The 21,606-nt window shown below is 66.8% G+C and carries 17 protein-coding genes; 4 read left to right on the forward strand and 13 right to left on the reverse strand.

Annotated features, from left to right (window positions below; all coding sequences use genetic code 11):
* Nucleotides 1–77 precede the first annotated feature (77 nt).
* The gene (gyrA, locus tag AC1DIN_RS14560; RefSeq protein WP_476810285.1) at nt 78–2,876 is read right to left on the reverse strand and encodes a DNA gyrase subunit A; all 2,799 of its coding nucleotides are present in this window, start codon (nt 2,874–2,876) and stop codon (nt 78–80) included.
* Nucleotides 2,877–3,089: 213 nt separating this feature from the next.
* Here gyrA and AC1DIN_RS14565 point away from each other — a divergent pair, with 213 nt between their 5' ends.
* Complete coding sequence (locus AC1DIN_RS14565; protein WP_441470892.1) at nt 3,090–3,719, forward strand: MarC family protein; 630 nt, start codon at nt 3,090–3,092, stop codon at nt 3,717–3,719.
* A gap of 6 nt (nt 3,720–3,725) precedes the next feature.
* On the opposite strand, the gene AC1DIN_RS14570 is transcribed toward AC1DIN_RS14565, so the two are convergent.
* Nucleotides 3,726–4,364 (reverse strand): VOC family protein, encoded by a 639-nt coding sequence (locus AC1DIN_RS14570; RefSeq protein WP_476810286.1) that lies wholly within the window; start codon nt 4,362–4,364, stop codon nt 3,726–3,728.
* A gap of 230 nt (nt 4,365–4,594) precedes the next feature.
* Nucleotides 4,595–5,260 carry a DJ-1/PfpI family protein gene (locus AC1DIN_RS14575; protein ID WP_476810287.1) on the reverse strand — a complete coding sequence of 222 codons (666 nt, stop codon included), beginning with the start codon at nt 5,258–5,260 and terminating at the stop codon, nt 4,595–4,597.
* Between the two features lie 73 nt (nt 5,261–5,333).
* Here AC1DIN_RS14575 and AC1DIN_RS14580 point away from each other — a divergent pair, with 73 nt between their 5' ends.
* A complete protein-coding gene (locus AC1DIN_RS14580) occupies nt 5,334–6,299 on the forward strand; it encodes a GlxA family transcriptional regulator (protein ID WP_476810288.1) in 966 nt (321 codons plus the stop codon).
* Nucleotides 6,300–6,335: 36 nt separating this feature from the next.
* Here the strand turns inward: AC1DIN_RS14580 and AC1DIN_RS14585 are convergent, their stop codons facing one another.
* The 8 genes from AC1DIN_RS14585 to AC1DIN_RS14620 form a co-directional block, all read right to left on the reverse strand.
* Entirely contained in the window at nt 6,336–7,514 is a 1,179-nt protein-coding gene (locus AC1DIN_RS14585; RefSeq protein WP_476810289.1) for an E22 family MetX-like putative esterase, read from the reverse strand.
* 78 nt (nt 7,515–7,592) lie between these two features.
* On the reverse strand, nt 7,593–9,350 hold the full coding sequence (locus AC1DIN_RS14590; RefSeq protein ID WP_476810290.1) for an AsmA family protein: 1,758 nt from the start codon (nt 9,348–9,350) through the stop codon (nt 7,593–7,595).
* A 94-nt stretch (nt 9,351–9,444) separates the two neighbouring features.
* Complete coding sequence (locus AC1DIN_RS14595) at nt 9,445–11,130, reverse strand: ABC transporter permease (protein ID WP_476765310.1); 1,686 nt, start codon at nt 11,128–11,130, stop codon at nt 9,445–9,447.
* Nucleotides 11,127–12,137 (reverse strand): extracellular solute-binding protein, encoded by a 1,011-nt coding sequence (locus tag AC1DIN_RS14600; protein ID WP_476810291.1) that lies wholly within the window; start codon nt 12,135–12,137, stop codon nt 11,127–11,129. Before AC1DIN_RS14600 ends, AC1DIN_RS14595 begins: the two co-directional genes overlap by 4 nt.
* A 222-nt stretch (nt 12,138–12,359) precedes the next feature.
* Nucleotides 12,360–13,436 carry a DUF2865 domain-containing protein gene (locus AC1DIN_RS14605; protein ID WP_476810292.1) on the reverse strand — a complete coding sequence of 359 codons (1,077 nt, stop codon included), beginning with the start codon at nt 13,434–13,436 and terminating at the stop codon, nt 12,360–12,362.
* Between the two features lie 147 nt (nt 13,437–13,583).
* Nucleotides 13,584–13,994 (reverse strand): MAPEG family protein, encoded by a 411-nt coding sequence (locus tag AC1DIN_RS14610; RefSeq protein ID WP_441470901.1) that lies wholly within the window; start codon nt 13,992–13,994, stop codon nt 13,584–13,586.
* 70 nt (nt 13,995–14,064) lie between these two features.
* Nucleotides 14,065–15,558 (reverse strand): IMP dehydrogenase, encoded by a 1,494-nt coding sequence (gene guaB / locus AC1DIN_RS14615; protein WP_441470902.1) that lies wholly within the window; start codon nt 15,556–15,558, stop codon nt 14,065–14,067.
* A 185-nt stretch (nt 15,559–15,743) separates the two neighbouring features.
* Nucleotides 15,744–16,061 carry a hypothetical protein gene (locus AC1DIN_RS14620; RefSeq protein WP_476810293.1) on the reverse strand — a complete coding sequence of 106 codons (318 nt, stop codon included), beginning with the start codon at nt 16,059–16,061 and terminating at the stop codon, nt 15,744–15,746.
* 288 nt (nt 16,062–16,349) lie between these two features.
* On the opposite strand from AC1DIN_RS14620, the gene AC1DIN_RS14625 reads away from it, so the two are divergent.
* Entirely contained in the window at nt 16,350–17,789 is a 1,440-nt protein-coding gene (locus tag AC1DIN_RS14625; RefSeq protein ID WP_476810294.1) for a DHA2 family efflux MFS transporter permease subunit, read from the forward strand.
* 37 nt (nt 17,790–17,826) lie between these two features.
* Here the strand turns inward: AC1DIN_RS14625 and AC1DIN_RS14630 are convergent, their stop codons facing one another.
* Both AC1DIN_RS14630 and AC1DIN_RS14635 read right to left on the reverse strand, forming a co-directional pair.
* Nucleotides 17,827–18,567 carry an RlmE family RNA methyltransferase gene (locus AC1DIN_RS14630; protein WP_476810295.1) on the reverse strand — a complete coding sequence of 247 codons (741 nt, stop codon included), beginning with the start codon at nt 18,565–18,567 and terminating at the stop codon, nt 17,827–17,829.
* 11 nt (nt 18,568–18,578) lie between these two features.
* Complete coding sequence (locus AC1DIN_RS14635; protein ID WP_476810296.1) at nt 18,579–19,697, reverse strand: Ppx/GppA phosphatase family protein; 1,119 nt, start codon at nt 19,695–19,697, stop codon at nt 18,579–18,581.
* Between the two features lie 218 nt (nt 19,698–19,915).
* Here AC1DIN_RS14635 and glpK point away from each other — a divergent pair, with 218 nt between their 5' ends.
* Nucleotides 19,916–21,418, forward strand: a complete 1,503-nt coding sequence (glpK, locus tag AC1DIN_RS14640) for a glycerol kinase GlpK (protein ID WP_476810297.1) — start codon at nt 19,916–19,918, stop codon at nt 21,416–21,418.
* Nucleotides 21,419–21,606 lie beyond the last annotated feature (188 nt).

Raw genomic sequence — 21,606 nt, forward strand, 5'->3', positions numbered from 1 at the left:
TTCCCGTCATCTTTGAGCAGACAGCGAGGCGAAAGCTGAGTGATCAGCTGAACACCTCACCGCAAAGCACTGACAGATCAGCCTTCCGTCTGATCATCGCTCGGAGCCTCGTCGCCGGCCTCCTCGCCATTCTCACCGTCGTCGTTGATGCACTCGACCGAGACGACCTTCTCGTCCTTGTCGGTGTTGAAGACGGTCACGCCCTGGGTCGAGCGCCCGGCGATGCGGATGCGGTTGTTCGGGCCGGCATCGACCGGCACGCGGATGAGCTGGCCGCCATCGGTGACGAGCATGAGTTGGTCGGTATCCACAGCCGGGAACGACGCGACGAGCTTGCCATTGCGGTCGTTGACCACCATGGCGACGATGCCCTTGCCGCCGCGTCCGGTGACCCGATACTCGAAGGAGGAGGTGCGCTTGCCGTAGCCCCGCTCCGAGATGGTCAGGATGAACTGCTCGGCCGCGCCCATGGCGGTGTATTTCTCAAGTCCGAGCTCGATGTCGCCGCCGCTCTCCTCGGCATCAGCCTCGATCACTGCCGTGACCTCGGCACCATCCTCGGCCTCGCCGGTAAGCGCCCTGCGGGCCGCCGCCGCGCGCTTGAGATAGGCGGCGCGTTCGTCGGGCGTGGCGTCGAGATGGCGCAGGATCGCCAGCGAGATCACCTTATCGTCCTTGGCCAGGTTGATGCCGCGCACGCCGGTCGAGTCGCGGCCCTTGAAGACGCGCACTTCCGGCACCGCGAAGCGGATGCACTGGCCGTCGGCCGTGGTCAGCAGCACATCGTCGTTCTCGGTGCAGATCTGCACGTCGACGATATGGTCGCCCTCGTCGAGCTTCATCGCGATCTTGCCGGCGCGATTGACGTTGACGAAGTCGGAGAGCTTGTTGCGGCGCACCCCGCCTGAGGCGGTCGCGAACATCACGTCGAGCGTCTCCCAGCTCGCCTCGTCCTCCGGCAGCGGCATGATCGTGGTGATGCGCTCGCCCTGTTCGATCGGCAGCATGTTGACCAGCGCCTTGCCGCGGGCGTTCGGCGCCGAGAGCGGCAGCCGCCAGACCTTCTCCTTGTAGACCTGGCCCTCGGACGAGAAGAACAGCACCGGCGTATGGGTATTGGCCACGAAGAGCCTTGCGACGAAATCCTCGTCCTTGGTCGCCATGCCGGAGCGGCCCTTGCCGCCGCGCCGCTGCGCCCGATAGGTCGAGAGCGGCACGCGCTTGATGTAGCCGCCATGGCTGACGGTGACGACCATGTCCTCGCGGGCGATCAGATCCTCGTCGTCGAGGTCGGAGCCCCAGTCCTGGATCTCGGTCCGGCGCGGCGTGGCGAAGGCAGCCTTCACTTCCGCCAGCTCGGTCTTGACGATCGACTGGATGCGGGCGCGCGAGCGCAGGATGTCGAGATAATCCGCGATTTCGGTGGCGAGCTTCTGCAGTTCGTCGCCGATCTCGTCGCGGCCGAGAGCCGTGAGGCGGGCGAGGCGCAGCTCGAGGATCGCCTTCGCCTGCGCGTCGGAGAGCCGATAGGTGCCGTCCGCGTTCATCGGGTGGCGCGGATCGTCAACCAGCGCGATCAGCGGGGCGATGTCTTCGGCCGGCCAGTCGCGTGCCATCAGCGATTCATGCGCCGCGGCCGGGGTCGGCGCGGTGCGGATCAGGCGAATGACCTCGTCGATATTCGCGACCGCCGTGGCCAGGCCACAGAGCACATGGGCACGCTCGCGGGCCTTGTTGAGCAGGTAGCGCGTGCGCCGCGAGACGACTTCCTCGCGAAACTCGACGAAGGCCGAAATGAAGTCCTTGAGGTTGAGCACCTCGGGGCGGCCGCCATTCAGCGCCACCATGTTGGCGCCGAAGGAGGTCTGCAGCGGGGTGAAGCGATAGAGCTGGTTCAGCACCACGTCGGCGACGGCATCGCGCTTGACCTCGATGACGACGCGCACGCCCTCGCGGCTCGACTCGTCGCGCAGGTCCGAGATGCCCTCGATGCGCTTCTCGCGCACGAGATCAGCAATCTTCTCGACCATCGTCGCCTTGTTCACCTGATAGGGAATCTCGGTGACGATGATCGCCTCGCGCTCCTTGCGCAGCTCCTCGATATGCGTCTTCGAGCGCATCACGATCGAGCCGCGGCCGGTGTGATAGGCGGCGTGGATGCCGCTGCGGCCCATGATCGAGGCGCCGGTCGGGAAGTCGGGGCCGGGGACGATCTCGATCAGGCTGTCGATCGAGATCTCGGGATCGTCGATGAAGGCGATGCAGGCGTCGATGACCTCGCCGAGATTATGCGGCGGGATGTTGGTCGCCATGCCGACGGCGATGCCGCCGGCGCCGTTGACGAGCAGGTTCGGATAGCGCGCCGGCAGAACCGTCGGCTCATGCTCCTTGCCGTCGTAGTTCGGCTGGAAATCGACCGTATCGAGATCGAGATCCTCGAGCAGCGGCATCGCCGCCTTGTCGAGACGCGCCTCGGTGTAACGGTCGGCGGCGGGGCTGTCGCCGTCCATCGAGCCGAAATTGCCCTGACCGTCGATCAGCGGCAGGCGCAGCGAGAAGTCCTGCGCCATGCGCACCAGCGCGTCATAGACCGCGAGATTGCCGTGCGGATGGTATTTACCCATCGTGTCGCCGACGATGCGGGCGCATTTGGTGTAGGGCCGCTCGGGCAGGTTCTTGTTCTCATGCATCGAGAACAGGATGCGGCGGTGGACGGGCTTCAGGCCGTCGCGGACATCGGGCAGAGCGCGGCTCACGATCACGCTCATGGCGTAATCGAGATAGCTCTTCTTCATCTCGTCGGTGATCGCGATCGGCTTGATGTCGCCGCCGAAATCCGGGGCGTCGTCGCGCTTGTCGTCGGTATCGTCGCTCAAAGGGAAATGTCCCGATTCCTAGTATTTTTCAGGCTTCTGGCTACCCGATTCCGGCCTTTCGCGCCAGCAAAAGCAGGCTCTGTCCAAGTAAAAAATATCCAAGCGATATCAATGTTTTGGCGACGGTTTTTGTCAGCATCCACAGCTCCTGCCACAATCCCGCCTTTCTTCGCGGGTGACGGCGGGCAAAAGCCGTGGTGAAGTCACCTCCGCATGTTCATCGAATTCGTCACATCCGCCCTCGTCACGATGCTGGTGACGCTCGACCCGCCGGGTCTGGCGCCGATCTTCCTGTCTCTGACGCGCGGCATGTCGGCAGGCGAGCGGCGGCAGGTGGCGGTGCGCGCCTCGATCATCGCCTTCTGCATCATGGGCTTCTTCGCCGTCGCCGGCGATGTCGTGCTGAAGGCGCTCGGCGTCTCCCTGCCGGCCTTCCGCATCGCCGGCGGGCTGCTGCTGTTCTGGATCGCCTTCGAGATGGTGTTCGAGCGCCGCAACGAGCGCAAGCAGCAGACCGCCGACACCGCGATCACACAGGATCATATCCGCAATGTCGCGGCCTTTCCGCTGGCGATCCCGCTGATGGCGGGGCCCGGCGCGCTCACGGCCATGATCCTGCTCGCCGGCCGGGCAGGAGGCGATCCGCTGCTGCTGATCGCGCTGGCTGTGATCTGCGGGCTGGTGATCCTGAGCTGCCTTGCCGTGTTCCTGGCTGCGACGCCGATCGCCAGGCTCCTCGGCGTCACCGGCAATGTCGTGCTGACGCGGCTGCTCGGCGTGATCCTGGCCGCGCTCGCCGTACAGTTCGTGATCGACGGGGTGAAGGCGACGCTGGCGGGGTAGGCGGCTTCAACAGAGCTGCTTCAGGCCGCGGGCGGTCTCGATCTGCGCCCGGTAGCACAGGGCCGGTCCGCGCAGGATCTCGGGCGCGCCGACGATACCGATCTCGCGATAGAGGTCGGAGAGGGCCTCGGCGCCGGGATGTTCGAGCGAGAACGATCGGAGCCTGGCTCCCAGATCGGCGATGCTCTCCATTGGACGTGGCTTTCCGCGCCTGTCGATGATCGAGGGAGCAGCGCCGCCGAGCGGAAGCGAGCCGTCTATCGGGATTGCAAAATCGAACGACGGTTCGGCCCAGGGCAGCGCGATCTTCTCTCCGAAGATGTGTCCGCGCGCCGCGAGGACGGCGTCGATCGCGTCGGTGCGGGCAACCCATCCCCTCAAGCGGCGGCCCGAATCCCAGTCGGCTCGCACCTTCCGCTGATCGTCGAGGCCGAACCAGCGCGCGCGGCCGGGCGGCGCGGCGTCCGGGTCGCGGGCCACGATCTCCAGATAGACCTGGCCGCCGAGCTGGAGCAGATGGTTGAACGTGCCCATATAGCCGTGGCGCTGCCCGAAGGGCACGTCGATATCGAGGCAAGCCCGGACATGGGCCACCCCTTCGGCGAGGGTCGGTGCGATGACGGTGAGGTGATCGAGCTCGAGCATGGTCCATCCGGGGCCGCATTCTCGGGCATCGTCGGCCGGTCAGCGGCGTTACATCCTCCGCTTCGTTCGAGCTTATCATCCAATTGCCGCGCGCGACCAAGGGGGCAAGATCGCGCGACCATGCGGGAGTGCCGGGGCGGCAGCCAGGCACGGGCCTCCGGGAGGCCGATACGAGCTCGTTGATCGTCGGTATCGTAGCCGGCGGGTGTGGCGCAGCTCGCAGCCGGAGCTCACTTCCGCAGGAGGATCGCCTCCCGCTCGGCGCGCGACGCGGCCATGCGGCGGCGGGCTTCGGCCACGATGGCGGGCGTCGCTTCCTCCGGCGTGCCGGACCGGAACGGCGGCGAGGGGGCATATTCCAGCGAGAGCTGGATCGTCTCGGCCTCAGCCCGGCTGGTCAATGCCGCCACGACCGTCAGGCCGAAATCGATGCCGGAGGTGACGCCGCCGGCCGTGATGAGGTTGCCGTCCTGCACGACACGCTCCTTTACGGGGATCGCGCCGAGATGGCTGAGGAAGTCATGCGCATTCCAATGGGTGGTGGCGCGCTTGCCATTGAGGAGGCCAGCGGCGCCGAGGACCAGGGACCCTGTGCAGACGGAGGTGAGGTAACGCACCAGCGGCGCCTGCCTGCGCAGGAAGTCGAGCACCGTCTCATCGGTGAGGAGCGCGTTGATGCCGCCTCCGCCGGGAATGCAGAGCACATCGAGGGGCGGGCACTCCGCCAGCGTCGTCGTCGGCGTCAGAGGAAGGCCGGTCGCCGACCGCACCGGTGCCAGCGTTTTCCAGATGAGGTCGACACGGGCTCCGGGGAGCGAGGCGAAGACCTCGTACGGCCCGGTGAGATCGAGTTGCTGAACGCCCGGGAAAACGAGAAGGCCGAAATGAAACGACATGGAGCAGCTCCTGATTGACAGGGGCACGATAGCGGACCAGCCTTTGGCCGTTCTGTCAAACACCCCTCGTTTCATGCCAACGACACCGCGTCGTATCGAGATCCTGACCTTTCCGAAGGGGCAGATCCTGGACGTAACCGGACCGCTGCAGGTCTTCGCCACGGCCAACGATCTCGCCGCCATGGCGAGAACTGACGTGCCCTATGAGACGCGGGTGGTGGCGGCCGAACCCAACGTGATGACCTCGGCGGGACTTGCGCTGCTGACGGAGCCGCTTTCCGGGCCGGACCAACCCGTCGACACGCTGGTCGTCGCCGGCGGCTACGGCATCCAGGCCGCATGCGACAGCCCGCCCCTTGTTGCATGGCTGCGCGAGCGGGCCGGTGCGGCACGGCGCGTGGCCTCCGTCTGCAGTGGCGCGTTCCTGCTGGCGACCGCCAGATTTCTGGACGGCAGGCGCGCCGTCACCCATTGGGGGCGCTGTGCCGAGTTCGCGACGCGCTTTCCCGACGTCCGCCTCGATCCCGATCCGATCTTCATCCGCGACGGCAATGTCTGGACCTCGGCCGGGGTGACGGCGGGGATCGACCTCGCTCTCGCGCTCGTCGAAGCGGATCTCGGTCGCGAAACGGCGCTGGCGGTGGCGCGCCAGCTCGTTGTCTTCCTGAAGCGCCCGGGTGGGCAGTCCCAGTTCAGCACGGCGCTCGCCCTGCAGGGGCGGGACGAGCGCTTCGACGGCCTGCATGCCTGGATCGTCGAAAACCTCCGCAGCGACCTGTCGCTCGAGCGGCTGGCCGCGCGGGCGAATATGAGCCTGCGCAGTTTCGCCCGCCACTACCGCACGGCAACGGGCCGGACCCCGGCCCGGGCCGTGGAGGAGATCAGAATCGATGAAGCGCGCTACATGCTGGATCAGGGGCACTCCGTCGCCCGCGTCGCCGGCCGCTGCGGCTTCGGCTCGGAGGAAACGCTGCGGCGCGCATTCCTCAGGCGGCTCGGCACGACGCCGCAAGCCTACCGCGAGCGGTTTGCGGGATAAGCCGGAACCGCGCGCGGGTCTGGAGGAGACCGGTGCCTACTTCGCCAGGAACGCCCGGATGGCGCCTTCCGCCTGCTTCATCGACATTACGCCGTCGAGATGACCGCGGACGCCGTCGATGGTCACATGGGTGATGTCGCGCCCGGCGTCCTTCGCCGCTTTCACCGTGCGCTCCACCGCGTCCGGGGTGAAGACCAGATCCTTCGGCTGCGTCACCAGCAACATCGGCGCCTTGGTCTTCGCCATGCCGTCGGCGAGCGAAGTGCTGCCGGCCGCGAAGAGCTGGTTGGCCTTGACCAGATAGAGGAAGTGATTGGCGTCGGAGACCTTGGCTCGGGCTGCGCCGGCATTGTCGAGCACGCTCTGGACCTGGAACTTGTTAGAGAGCGCCTTGCCCGGGTCTTCCCCTTCCTTCGCGGGGCGGCGCCCGAAGGTGGCGTTCGCCCATTCCTGGTGGTTCGCCTGCAGCGTCACCGCGGTCAGCGCCTTGGCGAGGCCGGCAAGCGGCGGGGTCCTGCCGTAATAGTCGCCGTTGTTCCAGTTGGGGTCGACCAGGATCGGCGCCGCCCAGACGTCGAGCCAGCCGATCAGCATCGCATCGGCCTCGGCCGCGCCGATCACCGGCATCGCCTTGGCGACCATCTCCGGATGGCTCGCGGCCCATTCGAAGGTCTGGAGCGAACCCATCGAGGGGCCGGCGACCAGCGCAAGCTTTTTGATTCCAAGGCTTTCGACGAGAGCCTTCTGAACTTCGACGAAGTCGCGCACGGTGACGATGGGAAAGTCGAGCGCGTAGGGCTTGCCGGTGTCGGGATTGACCGAGGCGGGGCCGGTGGTGGTCGTCTTCGGGTCGCCGGTGTTGAGGTTCACCAGCGTGTCGGAGGCGATGACGAAATACTTGTCGGTGTCGATCGCCTTGCCGGGGCCGATGATCGCGTCCCAGTAGCCGGGCTGTGCGTCCTTGGCGTCGTATTTGCCGGCAGCGTGCGAGTTGCCCGAGAAGAAGTGGCAGATCAGCACGGCATTGGTCTTGTCGGCATTGAGTGTGCCGTAGCTCTCCCAGCCGACTCGGACCTGCTTCAGCGTGCGCCCCGATTGGGTCGTGAAGCTCGGCAGCTCGAAGACCTTCTTCTCGGTCATCAGATCCTGTGCGTCGGCCATTCCCGCTGCGACCCATCCTGCAAGGGCGAGAACGCCCGTGATCCATTGCCTCATCACGCTCCCCCGTTCCGGCCATCAGGCGGCCTTTGCCGCATCAGAGCGGATTTCCGCGCGCGGCGGAAGACGCTTCGATCAGCGCGTGAGGAGAGACGGGAAGGACGTGCCGCTGGCAGGACTCAGGAAGGCCTCGGTCTCGAGCTCGAAGAGCGGGGCGGTCACCGGACCCTTGAGGCTGAAAGGTAGTGTCAGCGTACTGGTCGTGGACGCCAGCGACGCGGCCATGTCGAGGATGCGGGTGCGTAGCGACGCGTTGCCGCTCAGGTTGAGGCGATAGGACTGCCCGCTCATCTGGGCATCGGTCAGGACCAGCAGCCCGCCGGCGATGCCGGCATTGGCGGTCAGGCTCTCGAACGGCGTCTTGCCCTGGCGCCAGTCGCGCAGGGTCTGGGCGGGCGCGCGCTCGGCGCGGCGCAGCAGGTCGACGAACGCAATCCCGGCAAACTCGCCTTGCTTGACCGACAGATTGGCACGTCCGGCCAAAGAGCCCAGCAATTCATCGAAGGTCCGGCCGGCGCCGTCGAGCGCAAGCTGGAAGGTGGCGTTGCCGCTCAGCCGCGACAGCTGCGGCAGGTCAGTCGACGCCTGCCCGAAGTTCACGCGCTCGAGCCCGGCCTGGAGCTTCACATCGACCCCGGCGGGGGCGCTGACCGCCAGGAGGCGCGTCTTGACGCTGCCGCCATAGGCGCCGGCCCGGAGCAGCCCGGTCTCGAAGCGTCCTTTCTTGATCAGGAGATAGCTGGCGACGTCGTTGAGGCGGGCGCCATTCAGCTTGGCGGCATCGACCGAGATTCTCAGGTCGATCTCCCGCTCGGTCCAGCCGTCGAGATCGAGCGGGCCGATATCGCTGGCGTCGACGGACGGGATCGGCAGGCGATTGACGAGGCGGCCGATGTCGAGCGTCGCCCCTGCCAGCGTTCCTGACAGCGCGAAGCGTCCGGCCCCGGTCTCGGAGAGTTTGAGCACGCCGTCGAGACGCTCGCCGTCGAGGCTGGCGATGGCGTTGTTGAAGGAGGCTTCATGCGGCTTGAGCTGCAGATCGGCCGACAGCGTCAGGGCACCGAGCGCCGCGGACAGGCGCGAATCTTCGCCGAACCAGCGCAGCAACTGGGGAATGGAAGGGGTGGACAGGGCGAGAAGGCCATTGATGACCGGTTCGTCAGGCGCGGACCGCGTGCCGTCGAACCTGAGCTTCAAAAGCGACGAATTGGCCGAGAGCGCAGCCTTGCCGTTGCGGCCGACCATTGGCCAACGCAGGCTCACCTCGGTCGGGACGCCGCGCCAGGTCAGCGATCCCGACAATTCCAGCGGCTCGTTCAAGGTCCGTTCGTCGATGACGAGATGGACGTCGCGGACCACGCTCTGGATCGCGCCGTTCGCGCGCAGGAAGAGCGAGCCGCCCTGGACGACGATCTTGCTCTGGCTGCGCAGCCGCTCGATCTCGGCCAGCGGCGCGGCAAGCCACTCCGTCACGCCGTCGCTGCCGGGCGCGACCGCCACGTCGATCTGCGGCGCGACGAGGTCGATCCTGTCGAAGCTGAGCGTGCCGGTCAGCAAGGGCAGCAGGCGCAGATGCGCCCGCACGCGAACCGCTTCGCCGGAAAGCGCGCCGTCGCGCTGGCTGAAGCTCACCTGGGACAGGCTGATGCGCGGGAACGGCAGGAGCGCGATCTCGGCGCGCTCGACGGTCTCGACGACGAAGCCGGTCTTCTTGGCAATTGCGGCGACGACGTTGCGCTGCACCCGCTCGAGCGCAAGGTCCCACGGCTGCAATCCGAGCAGGCCGATCAGGACAACAAGGCTGAAGGCGAGGATCGCTGCGCGTCTGGTCATGGACTTCCGAATCGGCACCGGCCGAAATCAGCCAGCCCCCTGGCGGCGGATGGTGTAGGCTGATGTCGATGGCTTGTCGAGGCCGGGAAACCCGCTATCCCGCACGATTTGTGCCGGTTTTGGCCAGAAGCATGGCAGGATAGAGGCCGGCGAGGATGATCAGCAGGGCAGCGAGCGCCCCGTCCTCGAAGACGCCGCGCGAGGCGTGGCCATAGACCACCGTCGCCAGCGTTTCGAGGTTGAGCGGGCGCAGCAGCAGCGTCGCGGGCAGCTCCTTCAGGCAATCGACGAAGACGAGCAGCGCTGCGCCTGCGACGGCCGGGCGCATCAGCGGCCAGTGGATGCGGCGCAGGATCTCGGGTTGGCCGGCGCCGAGAGCGCGCGCGGCATCGTCGATCCGCGGCGAAACGCGGCTGAGCCCGCTCTCCACGCCGGAGATGCCGATGGTCAGGAAGCGCACGACATAGGCGATCACCAGCGCCGCGCCGGAACCGATCAATAGCAGGCCGGGCTTGATACCGAACAGGGCCGTGATCGCGTTGGCCAGCCCGTTGTCGAGCGCGGCGATCGGGATCAGCAGCCCGAGCGCGAGCACGGTGCCGGGCACGGCGTAACCCAGCGAAGCGAGGCGGGCGAGGGGTTTCAGCCAGGTTTCGCGGCCGGCGCGGCTGGCCGTGGCGATGCCGAGCCCCAGCAGCAGCACGATCGCGGAGGCGATGCCGGCGAGGAGGAGGGCATTGCCCAGCAACCTCAGCAGAGCGGCGTCGAACTGCGCCAGTAATCCGCGTCGCAGGATTTCGGCGGCGAGGTAGCCGATCGGTAGCATGGCGCCGAACAGAACGGGCAGGGCGCAGGCAACCGCCGCCAGGAACGCTGCGCGAGGCCGCAGCGGCCGGCGCCCGAGCGGGCGCGGCTGCCGCACGGGCAGGGCGAAGCGACGCTGTCCGCGCAGGCGGGCCTCCGTCCAGATCAGCAGGAAGATGACAAGCAGCATCACGCAGGCGATCTGTGCCGCCCCGGGCAGCGAGCCCCGGTTGATCCAGGTGGTGTAGATCGAGAGGGTCAGCGAGCGGACGCCGAGATATTCAGTCGCGCCGATGTCGTTGAGCGTCTCGAGCAGGACGAGCGTCAGCCCGGCCGCGAGCGCCGGCCGGGCGAGCGGCAAGCCGATGCGCCAGAACAGCCGGCCCGGCGTCGCGCCGAGATTGCGCGCCGCTTCGACGATGGTCGCGCCCTGGATGCTGAAGAGGGCACGGGTGCTGAGATAGACGTAAGGGTAGAGGACAACAGCCATGATCGCGATCGCGCCGGGCAGGTTGCGCGGATCGGGAAACCAATAGTCCCGCAGGGTGCGCCAGCCGGCGAGCGCCCTCAGCGCGCTCTGCAGCGGTCCCTGGAAGCCGAGGAATTCGACGTAGATATAGGCCGTCAGATAGGTGGGCAGCGCCAGCGGCAGCACGAGCAGCCATTCGAAATGCCGCCGGCCCGGAAACTCGAACTGCGTGACCAGCCAGGCGGTGCCGACACCGAGGATGGCGCTGACGACGCCTACACCTGCCAGCAGCAAACCGGTCTGGACCAGTGCCGACGGCAGCACGTTGGCGACGAGATGCGGCCAGATCTCCGCGGCCTGCGAGGCTGACAGGGCGGTCGCCACGAGCGCCAGCAGCGGCGCCAGGACGAGCCCGGCGCCCGCGAGCGATGCCAGCGCAAAACGCGTCGACGGCCGCCATGTGAATGGCGGCCGTCGCGAAGGGGTGAGCGGAGCGCTCAGGCTCAATTGTCGAAACCGACCTTGTCGACGAGATCGGCGGCGGGCTTGCGCTGCTTGGCGACCTCGGAGAGCGGCAGCTTGTCCGGCGTGACCGCGCCGAGCAGCTTCACGGCGGCCGAGTCGATGACGGCGCTGTTGACCGGGAACTCGAAATTGCCGTTGGCGTAGAGGGCCTGCGCCTTTTCGCCGAGCATGTACTCGATCAGCTTGACGGCGTTGTCCTTGTTCGGGGCGTTCTTGGCCAGCGCGGCAGCCGAGACGTTCACATGGGTACCGCCATCGGCGAAGGTCGTCTTGAGCGGCTTGATCGCGTCGTACCAGCCCTTCTGCTCGTTCTTCGCCTGGCTCATCAGGCCGATATAATAGGTGTTGATCACGGCGACGTCGCAGAGGCCGGACTGGATGTCGCGCGCCACATCGCGGTCGCCGCCACCGGGCTTGCGGGCGGCGTTCGCGCGCAGGGCCTTGAGGTAGGATTCGGTCTTCTCCGGGCCGTTATGGGCGATATAGGCGGCGAAGAAGGCGTTGTTGTAGGGGTGCTGGCCGGCGCGGATGCAGAACTTGCCCTTCCACTTCGGATCCGCTAGCTCTTCATAGGTGATCGCGTCCTGCGCGACACGCTCCTTCGAGGCGACGACGATGCGGGCGCGCTTGGTCAGCGTGACCCAGTTGTTGTCCGGACGCAGCTGCGCCGGGACGATCTTGTCCACGGTCTGCGAATTGATCGGCTGGGTTACGCCGGCATCGACCGCAGCATTGATCTCGCCGACATCGACCACGAGCATGACGTCGGCCGGGCTGTTGGCACCTTCGGCGCGGATGCGCTCCTGCAGGCCGTCCTTCAGGAAGACCGCGTTGACCTTGATGCCGGTGTCCTTGCTGAAGGCTTCCAGCGCCGGGTTGAGCAGGGCGGGCTCGCGCGTCGTGTAGAGATTGACCTCCTGGGCGAGCGCCGGTGCGGCGAGCAGGCAGGACGACAGCGTCAGGGCGTGGAGGTGCTTCTTCTTGATCATTCTTCGCTCCGTCGGTTCAGGGCGCCAGGGCGCGACGGGCGAGGGTTAAAGGGGCGCCGACACCGCTGTCAACGGAATCATCCTTTAAAATCAGCGTCTTGTATGAGTTCCAGACTGTTTCTTATTTTGATGAATTCTAATCTTCTGGCCATGGCATTGGAATGGCGAAACGATTCCGCGCCATGCGAGTCGTACGTCTTCCGTCTAAGCTGTCTCTCGGCGTCAGCGTGACGCAGCCGTGATCGGGATCAGGCGCACGGCGACCCGCGTCCCGGGATCGATCGAGCCACGCAGCACGGCATCGCTGGCGACGGTCTCATCCTGCAGATAGGCCTCCCGCACCAGCATCTGCCGCCTGAGGCTGCGCGCCTCCGCCTCCATGCGTGAAACGCCGACTCGTTCGTCGATCTGCTGGCGCTGGGCCGTGCTCAGCTCCGGCGCCGTGCGAAAGTCGGGGAAGTCGCGCCGGCTGTAGGGCCAGCTCGATCCGCCGGTGAAGGTCGAAACCTTGCCGTCGAGGACGACGCTGTCGCCGGGGCGGAGCGTGATGTCCCGCAGGAGCGAGATGCGTCGCTCGCCGGCCTGGACGATGGCGGGGCGACAGGCAGGGTCGGCAGCCTTCTCGTGGCTATAGGCCATCGGCAGCGCCGCATAGCGCTGGCCATCTGCTGCGACGGCGGAGTCGATGCTGGTCGAGCCCGCGGCTGCTCGAAAGACCTTGACCGGAATGCCGGGGTTCATCGCCTTGCAAAGCGCTTCGTGGGCGTTCAGGTCGCTAGCCGACCGCAGATGGCCGATAGGGGCATGGAAGCCATCGCAGAGCCGCACGCAGAAGGTCTGGGCATTGTTCGCGGAAACCAGGGCGGCACCGGCTTCGGCCGGTCTGTGCGGGCGGGCTGCAACCTTCTTCGGGCTTTGCCTGAAGGGGTTGAGCGCGATCGGCGGGTGGGCGATGCGCCCATCCGGCCGCATCTGCATCAGGGGCAGGCGCCAGCCATTCGTGGCCGGCGCATAAGCGGTCGGGCGGGTCGATGCATAGGAGGCGCTCTGCGCCGGAGCGCGTGCAGCCCTGCGCGCGGCTTCCTCGAGGAAGAACGAACGGATGCCGGCATCGTCGTCCGCCTGGACCAGCGAAGCCGTCAGCACCATGCCGCCGCAGCCGACGGCCATGCCGAGCACGGTCGCCGCAGCCCAGCGGCCGGCACGCGAGCGGGCCGGGGCCTTGTTGACAGAGCCGGCGTAACCGGTCTCGCCGCTGCGGGACAATGCCCGCACGGGGATTTCACGGACACGCAACATCGCGTCACTCCAACCTGCGCTTGTTCACCGTCCGCCGCTGGTTGGGTGTAGTTTACGTTTCGTTAAGATTCAACGCTTTCGCTGCGCCTCGCTCCGCAAACGCCTGAAATGCTTAACGACAGGCGGCAGGGCGGCGGGCGAGGGCGCTCAGACGACGGCGAGCAGGACGCCGATCCACATGCCGACCAGGGCGAGGGCGCCGATGCCGTAGACCGCTCCGCGCACGGGCAGCTTGTTGGGGCCGATATGGATGAGCGTGTGGATGACGCGGGTCGCGACATAAACCCAGGCCAGCAGTGCCATCACATAGCTGGTGGCGCCGACCTCCATCGCGAGCATGATGAGCGCGAAATAGATAACCGGCGTCTCGAACTGGTTCGAGAAGTTCGCGGAGGCGAGGCGGGCGGGCACAGGATAGCGCTCGGTCGAAACCGTCACGTCTTCCGGCCGCACGGCGCCGGAGGAGAAGGCGTCCTTCCTGCGCAGCATCAGGATGACGCCGACGATGAAGATCCAGAGGATCAGGGCCAGCGTGGGATAGACGAGCTTCAGGGTCATGGTCGCGGTCGCCTCGTGTCGGCACTGGCCAGGATAGTCCCGGCCAGTGCTGCACGAAGCTTGCGCGGACTCAAGACCGGGTCGGGTAATTCGGGCTCTCGCGCACGATCGTCACGTCGTGGACATGGCTCTCGCGCAGGCCGGCGCTGGTGATGCGGATGAAGCGGGCCTTGTTGCGATAATCCTCGAGGTTGCGGCCGCCGACATAGCCCATGGCGGCGCGCAGGCCGCCAGCGAGCTGGTGGAGCACGGTGGAAACCGGCCCCTTATAGGCGACCTGGCCCTCGATGCCCTCGGGCACGAGCTTCAGCGTGTCCTTGATGTCCTGCTGGAAGTAGCGGTCGGCCGAGCCGCGGGCCATCGCGCCGACCGAGCCCATGCCGCGATAGGCCTTGTAGGAGCGGCCCTGGTACAGGAAGGTTTCGCCCGGCGTCTCGTCGGTGCCGGCGAGCAGCGAGCCGACCATGGCGCAGGAGGCGCCAGCGGCAAGTGCCTTGGCGAGGTCGCCAGAATACTTGATGCCGCCGTCGGCGATGACCGGAACCCCCGCCTTCGCCGCCGCCGAGGCCGCGTCCATGATCGCGGTGAGCTGCGGCACGCCGACGCCCGCGACGATGCGGGTGGTGCAGATCGAGCCCGGGCCGATGCCGACCTTGACCGCGTCCGCGCCGGCATCGATCAGGGCCTGCGCCCCGCCGGCAGTGGCGACGTTGCCGGCGATGACCTGGACCGAATTGGAGAGCTTCTTCACCCGGCTGACCGCGTCGAGCACCTTCGACGAGTGGCCATGGGCGGTATCTACGACGATGAGGTCGACGCCGGCGTCGATCAGCATCTCCGAACGCTCGAATCCCTGGTCGCCGGTGGTGGTTGCGGCAGCGACGAGCAGGCGCCCTTGCGCATCCTTGGCCGCGTTCGGATGGGCGACCTGCTTCTCCATGTCCTTGACGGTGATCAGGCCGATGCAGCGGTAGTGATCGTCGACGACCAGCAGTTTCTCGATGCGGAACTGGTGCAGCAGGCGCCGGGCCTCCTCCTGGCTCACGCCCTCGCGCACCGTGATCAGCCGTTCCTTGGTCATCAGCTCCGAGACGGGCTGGGCCGGGTTGGCGGCGAAGCGCACATCGCGGTTGGTGACTATACCGACGAGCTTGCCCTTGTGCCCCTGCGGGCCGCGCTCGACGACCGGGATGCCGGAGATGCCGTTCTGCTTCATCAGCGCGAGCGCGTCGGCCAGCGTCTCGTCGGGGTAGATCGTGATCGGGTTGGCGATCATTCCCGACTCGAACTTCTTGACGAGGCGCACCTGCGCCGCCTGCTGGTCGGCCTCGAGGTTGCGGTGGATAACGCCGAGGCCGCCAGCCTGCGCCATGGCGATCGCCATGCGCGCTTCCGTCACAGTGTCCATCGCCGAGGCGATGATCGGCAGGTTGAGCGATATCGACTTGGTGAGCCTGGTGCGGATGTCGACATCCGCCGGCATGACCTCGGACGGGCCGGGCTCAAGCAGCACGTCGTCGAAGGTGAAACCGTCGCGAATCAGACCGTCGAGGGAAAGCGCCATCGTCAACTCCGACGCCGGGCAAGCCGGCTTTCTAAGGGCCGGGCGGATGCGCCCATGGCCAAGTTGACGAGGCCCGTTAGCATGTGCGCCCGCGCTCCGCTAGTGCGGGGCGCGGAGAATTTTGCAGTGCGGCAAAATTCCCGGCGCATCGTGCCCCGGGATCGGTCGCGAGAAGCCTGCCCGTTTCAGTTGCGCGATCGCGACGGCACGGCCGGGGCGTCCGGCATCACGCCGAAGCAGCCCATTGCCATGGCCATATGCCCCATCTGGTTCGCCAGGCGTTCGCAGTCGCGCTGCCTCACGCAGTTGTTGTAGCGAATGCTCTCGCCATAGCCCTGCGGCGCGGCCTTGTCCTGACAGGCCATCTGCCAGTCGGTCATCGCAGCGGAAGCAGGGGCGGCTGCCGCGCCGTAGCTCAGCTCGGCAAGCAAGGCCAGGCCCGCCAGCCGCACGCCGCCGGGAATACGTCGCGAAACCGTGGAAATGATCGAATTAGGGATCATGTCAGCTCTCCGGAGGTTACGACGCGCGCCCCTCGCGCCGATCCGGACCCAGGCCGGATGCCATAAAGATGGTGGCTTCCGGGCACAGGAAGGAGTGCGGCACACGCATGGCGGATTTGTGTTGGAGGATGGGCCATAAGATCAGCGCATGGCGGGAGCGCGTAGCAATCGCGTGAAATGGCCGGAAATCGCAACTTCGCCTCTCGTCACGCCGCTGCCCTGGCATTAATAACCTAGCTTATGATTTCAACGCCGCTCACATCAGTGTGAGTGCGGAAGGTTATCGCCTTGCAACGCGCCAAACTGCTTCCTCTCATCGTCGCCTGCGCGCTGTTCATGGAGAACACCGACTCGACCGTGATCGCGACCTCGTTGCCGGTGATCGCCAAGTCGCTGGGCGAGGACCCGATCGCGCTGAAGCTCGCTCTGACCTCCTATCTGGTGAGTCTCGCCGTCTTCATCCCGATCTCGGGCTGGATGGCCGACCGCTTCGGCGCCCGCACGATCTTCCGCTCGGCGCTCTGCGTCTTCATGCTCGGCTCGATTCTCTGCGCCGTATCGAACTCGCTCGGCACCTTCGTCGGCGCGCGCTTCGTTCAGGGCATGGGCGGAGCGATGATGGTCCCGGTCGGGCGCCTCGTCATCCTGCGCAGCGTCAGCAAGTCCGAGATCGTCGGCGCGCTGGCCTATCTGACGGTCCCGGCGCTGGTCGGACCTGTCGTGGGGCCGCCGCTCGGCGGCTTCATCACCACCTATTTCGACTGGCGCTGGATCTTCTTCATCAACATTCCCATCGGCGTTATCGGCATCGTGCTGTCGAGCCTGTTCTTCGAGGATATCCGCGAGGAGGACGTCGCGCCGCTGGATGTGAAGGGCTTTCTGCTGTCCTCCTTCGGCTTTGCCAGCCTGATGCTGGGCCTGGCGACGGGCGGCCGGCATCTGGTTCCTCAAGTCGTTTCCTATGGTTGCGTGCTGGCCGGGGCGGCGGCGCTGGCGGCCTACTGGTTCCATGCCCGGCGGGTGCCCTATCCGGTGCTCAATCTGTCGCTGTTCCGGATTCCGACCTTCCGGATCGGTGTCATCGGCGGCTCGATCTTCCGCACCGGCATCGGCGCGATCCCCTTCCTGCTGCCGCTGATGCTGCAGCTCGGCTTCGGGCTCGACGCCTTGCAGTCGGGCCTGATCACCTTCGTTTCGGCAGCAGGCGCGCTGATCATGAAGACGCTGGCGAGGACGATTCTGGCGCGCTACGGCTTTCGCAGCGTGCTGGCCATCAATGCCGTGATCGGCGCCGCCTTTCTTGCCGCCTCCGGCCTGTTCACCCCGACCACGCCGCATGCGATCATGCTCTCCGTGCTGCTGATCGGCGGCTGCTTCCGCTCGCTGCAGTTCACCGGCATCAACGCGCTCAGCTATGCCGACGTCTCCAACCGCGACATGTCGAGCGCGACGAGCCTGTCGAGCGTCGCCCAGCAGCTCTCGCTGAGCATGGGCGTGACCATCGGCGCCTTCGCGCTGGAGGCCGCCAACACCTTCAATGGCGGCAAGGCGCTCGCAGCCGGCGATTTCTGGCCGGCCTTCGCGATCGTCGGGCTGGTGTCGGCTTCCTCGGTGCTCTGGATGGTGCAGCTTGCCCCCGACGCCGGAACCGAGGTTTCGGGTCACGTCCCGGTGAGCGCGCGCAAGGTCACGGCCGAGGCGCTCGCTGACCAGAAGCCGCTGGAGTAGAGGCTCCGGCGCCCTGAACAGCTGGCTTGGGTCGCCTTCAGGCGCCTGCGGTTTCGTCGGCCTGCTTTCGGCGATAGCCGGTCGCCAGCACATACAGTTCGGAGGAATCGGCGCGGCTCGCGGCCGGCTTGACGTTCCGCACGATGGTGAAGTCGCGCTTCAGGCCGGCAAGAAGTTCGGCGCTATCTCCGCCCTGGAACAGCTTGGCGAGGAAGAAGCCGCCCGGCGCCAGCACGCTGTGTGAGAATTCCAGCGCTGCTTCGGCGAGCGCGATGATCTTGAGATGGTCGGTCTTCTTGTGGCCGGTGGTATTGGCAGCCATGTCGGACATGACGCCGTCGGCTTGTCCGCCGAGGCGTTCGGTCAGCAGGGCCGGGGCCTCCTCGGCCATGAAATCGAGTTCGATCAGGTCGACGCCGGGGATCGGATCGACGGGCAGCAGATCGATGCCGACGATGCGGCCCTTGCCTCGTTCGAGCCCGATGCGCTTGGCCGCGACCTGGCACCAGCCGCCCGGCGCGCAGCCGAGATCGAGCAGGCGTTGGCCGGGCTTCAGGAACTTGTAGCGGTCGTCCATCTCCTCGAGCTTGAAGGCCGCGCGGGAGCGGTAGCCCAGTTCCTTGGCCCGCTTCACATAGGGGTCGTTGAGCTGGCGCTCGAGCCAGAGCTGCGAGGAATGCTTGAGCTTGCCGGCCTTCTTCACCTTGACGCGCATGTCGCGCGCACCTGCGGAGGCTTTGCCGTCGCCGGTCTTGCCACCCGATTTTCCGATACTCATGGGCCCTTAACCTATTTCCGCCGCCACCAGGCACGGTCTTCGTGCATCATGCGTAGCAGGATGCCTTCGCGCAGTCCGCGATCGGCGATGCGGACGCGCTCGCTCGGGAAGGCGCGGTGAATCGCCTCGAAAATCGCACAGCCGGCGAGCACCAGATCCGCGCGTTCGCGGCCGATGCAGGCATTGGCCGCCCGGGCGGCATAATCCATATCGATCAGACGGTCGATGACGGCGGCGACGTCGTGCTGGTGCATCCACAGCCCGTCGACCTCGCGGCGGTCATAGCGGGGCAGGTCGAGATGGATGCCGGCGACGGTCGTCACCGTGCCGGAGGTTCCAAGCAGGTGGAAGCCCTTTGAGCCGCAGGCGGCAGAAGCCTTTTTTGCAAATGGCTCAAGCGCTTGCGTGCAATCCTGAACCATCTGTTCGAAGAGCTCGCGGCTGACCTCGATACCGCCGTAGCGTTCAGCCACGATAACGACGCCGATCGGCAGCGAGGCCCATTCGCGGATACGGGCGGCAGGGTCGCGCGCCTCGCTGCGCCCGCCGAGCCAGACGATCTCGGTCGATCCGCCGCCGATGTCGAAGACGATGACGCTCTCGGCCGCCGGGTCGGTCAGCGCCGCGCAGCCGGAGACGGCGAGCGCCGCCTCGGTGCGCTGGTCGATGATTTCGAGCGAGAGCTCGGCCTCGGCTGCGACGCGGCGGATGAAGTCCAGTCCGTTGGTCGCCGCACGGCACGCTTCGGTGGTGACGAGGCGGGCACGGGTGACCCCGCGATTCGCCATCTTGCCGCGGCAGATCTTCAGCGCCTCGACCGCACGGTCCATCGCCGCATCGGCCAGGCGGCTGCTGGCAGCGAGCCCTTCGCCAAGGCGGACGATGCGGGAAAACGCATCGACGACCCGAAAGCCATGCTGCGCCGGGCGCGCGATCAGGAGCCGGCAATTGTTGGTGCCGAGATCCAGCGCTGCATAGGTCGCGGCGGGCTGCTGATCGATCGATGCCGGGTTGTAGCTCTTGAAGGCGGCGGAAACAGATGCGCCACCGGCCCGTTGCGGATCGGTGGTATGCCTATGCGGCGACGCCACATGCGTGACGTCCCGTTGCTGCCGGTCCTCGACCGCCACCGTTTCCAATCCCTCGACCTGTCAGCACGGGGCTGGACAGGGGCCGCAGCGTCGTGCGGCCGGTTGCTTCGTCGTCAAGGTAACTACAGGGCAAGCCCCATGCCAAGCGGAACCTTGCAGAGGCACCGCCCGGCCTTGCGTGAGCGGCGGCTGATCGGCCAGTGTCCGCCGGCCGGCCCGCCTGCCGGCCAAGACGCATGAAGGGCAAGAGATTCGCCATGGCTGCCAGACACATCCTCGCCATCGACCAGGGAACGACATCCTCGCGGGCGATCCTGTTCGATGCCTCGCTCGCGGTCGCCTCGGCCGCCCAGCAGGAGTTTCCGCAGCATTTCCCGGCATCCGGCTGGGTCGAGCATGAGCCTGAGGATATCTGGGAGAGCGTGCTGGCGACGGCCCGCGAAGCGATCGCCAGGGCCGGGCTGCATGCGGGCGACATCGCGGGAATCGGAATCACCAACCAGCGCGAGACGACGCTGATCTGGGACCGCCGGACGGGCAAGGCGATTCACCGCGCCATCGTGTGGCAGGACCGGCGCACGGCGCAGGCCTGCGCCGGTCTCGTCGCGGCTGGCCACGAGAACCTCGTGGCCGAGCGTACCGGCCTGCGCATCGACCCCTATTTCTCGGCGACCAAGATCGCCTGGCTGCTGCACAACGTGCCGGGCGCACGGCGGCGGGCCGAAGCAGGCGAACTCGCCTTCGGCACCATCGATTCCTTCCTGCTGTGGCGGCTGACGGGCGGAGCGGTACACGCCACCGACTCCACCAATGCGGCGCGCACCATGCTGTTCGATATCGGCCGTGGCATCTGGGACCCGGAGCTCCTGGACCTCTTCGACATCCCGGCGGCGATTCTGCCGGAGGTGCGCGACTGCGCCACCCATTTCGGCGATACGGCGCCGGAGCTGTTCGGAAAGCCGATCCCGGTGCGCGGTATCGCGGGAGACCAGCAGGCGGCGACGATCGGGCAGGCCTGCTTCACGCCGGGGATGGTGAAGTCGACCTACGGCACCGGTTGCTTCGCGCTGCTCAATACCGGCGACACGCCGGTCCGCTCGAAGCATCGCCTGCTCAGCACGGTCGCCTACCAGCTCGGCGGCAAGCGGACCTATGCGCTCGAAGGCTCGATCTTCATTGCGGGTGCTGCGGTGCAATGGCTGCGCGACGGACTGGGCATCATCGAGAAAGCCAGCGACACCGGCCCGCTGGCGGAGGCGGCCGATCCCGAGCAGGACGTCTATCTGGTGCCGGCCTTCGTCGGCCTCGGCGCACCGCACTGGGACGCCCACGCACGTGGCGCGATGTTCGGCCTGACCCGCAATTCGGGGCCGCGCGAGTTTGCGCGCGCCGCCCTTGAAAGCGTCTGCTACCAGACGCTCGACCTGATCGAGGCGATGCATGCCGACTGGCCGGAAGCCGGGCAGGGCGGTCGCTCGGTGCTGAGGGTCGATGGCGGCATGGTCGCGTCGGACTGGACGATGCAGCGCCTCGCTGACATCCTCGACCTGCCGGTCGACCGGCCGACGGTGCTCGAGACGACGGCACTGGGCGCAGCCTATCTTGCCGGGCTCGACGCCGGGCTTCTGCCGGAGCCGGGGCGCTTTGCCGACCAATGGCGGCTGGAGCGTCGCTTCTCGCCCGCCATGGCGGCGAGCCAGCGCGAGCGCAAAGTCAGGGGCTGGCGGGACGCGGTGCGGCGAACGCTGAGCGCGGGATAGGCGCGTCTTGCGGCGCCTGTCGCCGAATCTCTTCGGCGTGCACGCCCGGCTTCATGCTCCAGCGTCAGGATGCTCCAAAATTTGATGGATACCCCAATTTCAAGAGCTGCCCGACGCGCTTGCTTGTAAGAAATCATAATTAAATCAATGCATTGTGCGATGGCATGACGCTTGCCATTGGCAGCTCC

This window comes from Allobosea sp. 05T438, from assembly GCF_056396025.1.